Below are 4,903 nucleotides of genomic sequence, written 5' to 3'. Positions count from 1 at the left end.
GGGGCGCGCGGGCGGATCTGCCGTCGGCGCGGGAATCGCCGGACGCGGCACCTTCGGCGGCCTCGCCATCGGCTTCGCGCGACTGGCCAGGCCTGTCACTACGGTCGCTCCGATCACCCCGGTCACCATTCTCGCCACGGGCCTCACCGTCACGCTCACGGCGGCCACGGCCACCACGGCGGCGACGGCGACCGCTGCGTTCGCCCTCCGGCCTGTTCTCGTCGTCATCGTCGACGGATTCGGCGTCGTCACGGCCATCGGCCCCGGCGTCGTGCCCGGCCATGGCCGGGGCGGCCTCACCGCGTTCACGGCGGGGCTGCTCGTCTCTGGAACGCTCGTCTCTGGAACGATCATCACGCGGGCGGGGAGCACGGGCCGCACGAGGTTCGACGGCGTCCGCTTCCGCCGTCTCCGCGGTGGCAGCGCCCCGTTCCTCGCGGGATTGCGTGGTGGAAGCGGCGTCGCTGGAGGCGACGGTGTCCGTGGCACCGGGGGCGGGAGCAGCAGGCTGTCCCGACGGGACGGATTGTGCGGAAGGGGCCAGACGGCCTATCTGCCCTATCTGGGCGCGGCGCGCGCGGATCTTGGCCTTGCGCGCCCCAACGATGCCGAAGATGCCGGACTTGGCATCCTGGACGATGTCTATCTCGAGCTTCTCGCGAGGGGCGTCGAAGTAGGAGCAGGCCTCGCGAATGGCATCGTCGAGGCTTTTCCCCTGAAACTCCTTGTATCCATCCATGCTGTCACCTCGAAGTGGGAGGGAGGGGGGCGTAGCGGAAGGTGCCTTGCGGACGGTTGGCCCGCCGCGCGGTCATGCGCCCGCCATGCGGACACGCGACCGGCGCAGGCCGCCTCTCCGCCCGCGCTGGGCAGGCGGAGAGGGGCGAAAGGGCCTTCCTATGCCTTGCGGAGCATCCACCACTGCTGCGCGATGGACAGCACGTTGTTGCACAGCCAGTACACCACGAGGCCCGACGGGAAGCTCAGGAACATGAAGGTGAACACCACGGGCATGAACATCATGATCTTGGCCTGGGTCGGGTCGCCGGGGGCGGGCGTCAGCTTCTGCTGCAACAGCATGGTGGCGCCCATGACGATGGGGGTGATGTAGTAGGGGTCCTTGGCCGAAAGGTCGGCCAGCCAGACCATGTCGGTGAACGGCAGATGCGTGATGAACGAGGCGTGGCGCAGTTCGATGGCGTTCAGCAGCGCCTGGTACAGGCCGAAGAAGACGGGAATCTGCACCAGCATGGGCAGGCAGCCGCCCGCCGGGTTGACCTTGTAGGTCTTGTACAGGCGCATCATCTCTTCGTTCATCTTCTCGCGGTCGTCGCCGTGCTTTTCGCGCAGCTTCTGGAGCATGGGCTGAAGCTTCTTCATCTGCTCCATGGACTTGTAGCTCTTGTGCGAAAGCGGCCAGAACACCAGTTTGATGACCACGGTAAGCAGGATGATGGCCACGCCGTAGTTGCCCACGTACCTGTGGAAGAACTCCAGCAGGTCCACCAGCGGCCGGGCGATGATGCTGAACCAGCCGAGGTTGATGGCCTCGGCAAGCTGGTTGGGGGCTTCCTTCAGCAGGCCGCGGTCCTTGGGACCGAACCAGTAGTTGCAGGCCACGGTGGTTTCGCCGCCCGCGGGGATGGACACGTCGCCGCGCTCCATGGCCACGCGGTACACGCCTTCCTGCAGCTTGCCCTTCAGGGTCACGCCGGTGGTGTCCACCGGGGCCGCCGCCACCAGGAAGTAGTTGCTCATCACCGCGCCCCAGCTCAGGGCGCCGGTTTCCAGCACGCCCTTTTCAAGATCGGAGGCGCTGGTCTTTTCGCTGAACGAACCGTCGTGCAGCCAGGCCACGCGGGTGTGGTCGTACTGGCCGCCGTTGGGCGACAGGTTGCCCGTGCCCACGGTAAAGCCCAGGCGCACGGTGCGCGCATCGGCCAGCGGGGCCAGGCGCACCTTTTCGGAAATGAGGTAGGTGTCGGCGCTGAAGGTCAGTTCGCGCACCACGCGCACGCCGTCCACTTCGCCGGTGAAGGTCAGCACGCCGGACTGTCCGGCGCCCAGCGACAGGTCGCCGCCGTCGAAGGACCACTGGCCGGTGTTCCACGAGGGCTGGCCGTTGATCAGCAGGCCCAGGGGCGACATGACCGTGGAGGCGGTGTCCACCATGTCCACGGCGGGTGCGCCGGCGGTGATGGCCGTCCGGTAGCGCGTCAGGCTGAAGTGCTTCAGCACGCCGCCGCCGGAATGCAGCACGGCCTTGTACAGCGGCGTGACAACCGTCACCTCGCGTCCGGCGGACGGCAGGAAGACGGGGGTTTCGGCGCGGGGAGCGGGCGCGGCGGCCTGCGGGGCCGCCTGCGAGGCCGACGGTGCGGCTTCTTCCTGCTGGACCTGGGGAGCGGGCTGACCGTTCCAGCCCATGTGATCGGCAAGGTAGCTCCAGCCCACAAGGACCACGAAGCTCAAGGCGATGGCGATAATGGCGCGCTTACTTTCCATGGGAGATCGACAGCTCCTGTGCTGTTGCGTGTCTGGCTGTTGCAGTGGCGGAAGCGCCGGGGGCGGCGCTTCCGGAATGCCGGGGCGGGGGCACGGGATCATACCCGCCTGCGCACCATGGATGGCAACGCAGCAACCGCCGGCAGGCCAGCAGCAGGCCGCGCACGACGCCGTGCGTCAACACGGCCTCGGCGGCGTAGGCAGAACAGGTCGGCACATACCGGCAGGCGGGCGGAAGACAAGGCGAGATGAAGCGCTGGTAGCAGCGGATAGGCCACACGACCAGTTCGCGCGGTAAGGTGCTCATTGCGCTCCGGTTTCCGCCTCGCGGGCCGTGCCAGGCCGGACCTCGTCGGTGGGGGCGGTGCCTGATGGGGCCGTGCGCGGCATGACCGCTTCGGGTCCGGAGGGCACCGGTCCGGAACCATCCGCCACGGCTGCCTCCGGCCTGTGGGCGCCGGTGCGGTCGTCCGCGCCGTGGTGGGCGCGAAGTTCCGGCAGCAGGGGCAGGAGTTCCTGGATGACGAGGGCGAGTGTGACCCGCTCGGGCTTGAGGTGGCGCTTGGGCACCACGATGACGTCCACGTCATCGGGCATCAAGGCGCGGTGGAGCCGGAAAAACTCGCGCAGCACCCGCTTGACGCGGTTGCGCTGCACTGCCGACCCCGTCTTCCTGGTAACGGCCAGCCCCAGGCGCCACCCTTCCGGGCTGGCCGTGCGATCCAGGTCGAATAGGACGAACAGGACGAAATGCTTGGTAAAGAGACGGCGTCCCTTGTCGTAGCAGGCCAGGTAGTCGGGCCTGCGGACAAGCCTGTTGTGCCGGGGAAAAACTAGAGAGCTAATCTCTTGCGCCCCTTGGCACGACGACGACGAATGATGGCGCGACCGTTGGCGGTGCTCATGCGGACGCGGAAGCCGCAGGTACGCTTGCGGCGAATCTTGCTGGGCTGGTAGGTTCTCTTCGACATGGAATTTCTCCTTCAAAAAATATGAACGGACCTGTTTACCCGGTATGCAGGCCCGCGTCAAGCGCAGGCTGCCATTGCGGGCACGGGCCGCATGCGGCCAGAGGGGGTGCCGAATCGGACGCGGCGGGCCGAGTCAGAAGCCAACAGACCGGGCCGGGCAAAGCCCGCCTTCGGCACCGCAGACATAGGCCCTTCGGGCTTGGAATTCAAGTGAAATCGACGCGGCGGCCACCCGGGCGGGCAGCGGCCCGCCCGATCACTGCACGCCTCCGCGCCTTTCACCTCCACGGGACGGCGCGGCGCACCACGCAAAAGGCCCGACGGCGCGTCGTTTCAGCGCACCGCCGGGCCTTTCGCCAACGTTCCTGACGCACCGCCGAAAATCACCGCCACGCCATTTCCCGCCACACCCCGCGGGACGGACCTGAAAGATGCTGTCCGACCGGGTCGTGCCCCGCGTAACGGTGCCCAGTGCCCGAACCGTCTAGACAGCCGACTTGGGAGCCGCCTTGGCTGCCGGCTTGGCTGTCGGCTTCGCGGCGGGCTTGCCATCGGCCTTTCTGGCCGGGGTCCTGGCGGGCTGCTTCTGGGCGCCGGGCTTCTTGACCGCCTGCTTCTTTGCCGGGGCAGCCTTTTTGGCCACGGGCTTGCCCGCCACGGCGGAAGACTTGGACCCGATGGGCGGAAAATCCTTGAGCAGCGGCATGGCCGCCGGATCCGCGGGCGTCCCCGAAGCCGAGGAAGGCACGGCAACCGGCGCAGGATAAACCGGACGCCCCCCCGATTGCCCCAATGCGCCAACCGCCGCGGGTACCGCCACTGCCGCCTGCGGCGCCATGGTCACCGCCGCGCCGGAAAACGCCTGACGCCGCCCGGCGTACTGGTTCCACGGGTCGCCCTGCCCGGCCATCATCCTGCGCGTATCGCCGCGCACGGGCAGGTGGTACTCGTAGGCGGCCATCACCGCCGCATCGTCCAGCCGCACCACCCGCAACGACACATACGCCGTCCCGCCCGCCAGCGAATAGGTGCCAACCAACGCCGCCTGGGCGTCGTATTCCGATTGCATCAGCCGGGTGGCATCGCGCGAAAGCAGAAATTCGCCCTGCGGCGTGAAGGTCAGCGCCCGGCCCATGCGCGCCTCGAGCACGCGGTAGCCGTGCTGCCCGAGGCGCGAGGCCACCTGCTGCATGGTCACCCGGCCAAAGGGCGTACTGCGTTCCAGGTTGTCCACGTCGGCCAGGGTGGCCACCAGAATGGGGCTGCCCGTGCTCACGCGCGAGGCCATCACCGCGTGCAGCGCATCGGCGGCGTAGGTGTTGGCGTTGAGCAGTTCCGACCCTTCCGGAGGGTTGACCAGCACCCCGCCGGGCGCGGCGGGCTGGCGCGCGGCAGCGCCCACGGGACCGGCATCGGCCCGAGCCGGA

6 protein-coding genes are annotated in these 4,903 nt (G+C 68.3%); all 6 read right to left on the bottom strand.

The window, feature by feature from the left end:
- Positions 1 to 739, bottom strand: a 739-nt coding sequence (locus tag FVW20_RS19700) for a Jag N-terminal domain-containing protein (protein WP_231038953.1), incomplete at its 3' end; no start/stop codon positions are given.
- Between the two features lie 158 nt (positions 740 to 897).
- Positions 898 to 2,505 carry a membrane protein insertase YidC gene (yidC, locus tag FVW20_RS07590; RefSeq protein WP_196608952.1) on the bottom strand — a complete coding sequence of 536 codons (1,608 nt, stop codon included), beginning with the start codon at positions 2,503 to 2,505 and terminating at the stop codon, positions 898 to 900.
- Complete coding sequence (gene yidD / locus FVW20_RS07585; protein WP_196608951.1) at positions 2,495 to 2,812, bottom strand: membrane protein insertion efficiency factor YidD; 318 nt, start codon at positions 2,810 to 2,812, stop codon at positions 2,495 to 2,497. Before yidD ends, yidC begins: the two co-directional genes overlap by 11 nt.
- Positions 2,809 to 3,351, bottom strand: coding sequence for a ribonuclease P protein component (gene rnpA / locus FVW20_RS07580; RefSeq protein ID WP_196608954.1), 543 nt, complete (start codon positions 3,349 to 3,351; stop codon positions 2,809 to 2,811). Before rnpA ends, yidD begins: the two co-directional genes overlap by 4 nt.
- Positions 3,339 to 3,476 (bottom strand): 50S ribosomal protein L34, encoded by a 138-nt coding sequence (gene rpmH / locus FVW20_RS07575; RefSeq protein WP_196608953.1) that lies wholly within the window; start codon positions 3,474 to 3,476, stop codon positions 3,339 to 3,341. Before rpmH ends, rnpA begins: the two co-directional genes overlap by 13 nt.
- A gap of 484 nt (positions 3,477 to 3,960) precedes the next feature.
- Positions 3,961 to 4,903: FlgO family outer membrane protein (locus FVW20_RS07570; RefSeq protein ID WP_196608950.1), on the bottom strand; the 943-nt coding region annotated here is incomplete at its 5' end.

It is taken from the genome of Nitratidesulfovibrio oxamicus, from assembly GCF_015731765.1.
In the GTDB taxonomy this organism is placed as follows: domain Bacteria; phylum Desulfobacterota; class Desulfovibrionia; order Desulfovibrionales; family Desulfovibrionaceae; genus Cupidesulfovibrio; species Cupidesulfovibrio oxamicus.
The sequence above is the reverse complement of the archived record's forward strand: the minus strand, read 5'-3'. Positions and strand labels throughout refer to the sequence as shown.

What these genes read in the sequence shown, in the direction of transcription:
- yidC (WP_196608952.1), bottom strand. Translation starts at nt 2,505, where the DNA reads ATGGAAAGTAAGCGCGCCATTATCGCCATCGCCTTGAGCTTCGTGGTC.
- yidD (WP_196608951.1), bottom strand. Translation starts at nt 2,812, where the DNA reads ATGAGCACCTTACCGCGCGAACTGGTCGTGTGGCCTATCCGCTGCTAC.
- rpmH (WP_196608953.1), bottom strand. Translation starts at nt 3,476, where the DNA reads ATGTCGAAGAGAACCTACCAGCCCAGCAAGATTCGCCGCAAGCGTACC.